This window comes from Mesorhizobium sp. B2-8-9 (assembly GCF_006439475.1).
GTDB lineage: Bacteria > Pseudomonadota > Alphaproteobacteria > Rhizobiales > Rhizobiaceae > Mesorhizobium.
This window is the reverse complement of sequence record NZ_VFTQ01000071.1, coordinates 1-1158: the sequence shown is the minus strand read 5'-3', so window position 1 is coordinate 1158 and position 1158 is coordinate 1. Positions and strand designations below refer to the sequence as shown.

2 protein-coding genes are annotated in these 1158 nt (G+C 56.0%); both read right to left on the bottom strand.

Annotated elements, in window-relative coordinates; genetic code table 11:
- Positions 1–111: 111 nt before the first annotated feature.
- The gene (locus FJ423_RS33375; RefSeq protein ID WP_140848042.1) at positions 112–576 is read right to left on the bottom strand and encodes a hypothetical protein; all 465 of its coding nucleotides are present in this window, start codon (positions 574–576) and stop codon (positions 112–114) included.
- Positions 577–756: 180 nt separating this feature from the next.
- Positions 757–1158, bottom strand: a 402-nt coding sequence (locus FJ423_RS33370; protein WP_140848039.1) for a hypothetical protein, incomplete at its 5' end; no start/stop codon positions are given.

Below are 1158 nucleotides of genomic sequence, written 5' to 3'. Positions count from 1 at the left end.
GCAAAGAGAATACGGGCGACGCTCGCCCGTATTCTCATAATTAGCGATGTTAGGCCCAAATGCATCTGCCTGGACTTTTCGCTCGCTGCCTTTTCGCTTTCCGAGGCGACGTTACTCCCTCGCATGGGTCAAAATGCGAAATACCGGCCAATGAGCAATCGCTTCACGCAATCTGCTGAAAAGCTTCCCTTCCATGCCGATGGCAGACCGAACTTGAACGGCAGCCCATCCGGCTTTCATGGTCCCGCCGACATGACAATGGCACACGATAGCGTGCAACTGCCAATCCGTAAGCTCGAAGAAGCGTTTCGCTTCGCCATAGGTATCGTTCTTCAATCCTTGCGCGCGCAATATCGGATCAGCGAAAGCGACGCTGAGCGCGGAGTCCAGGGACCGCGCCTTGTCACGTACGTCCAAGGTCATGTATTCCGTCCCGGGGAAAGCGGCGAGGCGCCGCTCGGGATTTCGCTCGAGCAGCATGGCCCAATGTTCCAAACGCTGCCCTCGCGTCATAGCCGGAAAGGATACTTCGACTTCCGCGACCTCATGTAGTTCTTCAAGTGTCTGATGTTTCATGGCCGTCTCCTGTTGGCGAGGCGCTCTGCCTGCAGAATGCACAGGTCGGAATGGGCCTCAGTCGTCCCTATGCAGGCGAACCAGCAGTGCGTCGGGAAGTTCCAATGGCGAGAAAATTTGACAGTGTGCCTGCTTCAATTTCCCGCTGTCTCTGTGCCTTGGACCATCCCGCGCAACGAGCTACTGCGATGCTTCGACCAGCCGTCGGAGCAATGGGTAATCCTTCAGGTCCTTGTAAGGCGTGAGATCTAACTCCCCTGGCACGCACTGAAGCTGTTCTTCATCGATCGCTTTCTCGTGCCCCTTGATGACGCTTTGGTAGTGCCGCCAGGTCAGGCCAGCCCCTCTCACCGCATCTCTTTCGATGCGCGAGGCAATTTGGTGGGCGTGCAGATAATGAAGGCGCAACTCGTCCAAGAGGGCTTTTTCAACAATTTCGTGGCACACCAGAAATGGTTCGAGCCGCACGTCCTTGCCTCTCCACCTGATGGTGCGCGGCAGATGTCGGTCGATGTAAATCGTCCTTGCATCCGTGCTGTACCCAGCAATGTAGGGAATATCGAACTCGTGGCTGACCTTAAC

Bases quoted from the DNA above. Each gene is read 5' to 3' on its own strand.
- FJ423_RS33375 (WP_140848042.1), bottom strand. From the start codon at position 576: ATGAAACATCAGACACTTGAAGAACTACATGAGGTCGCGGAAGTCGAA.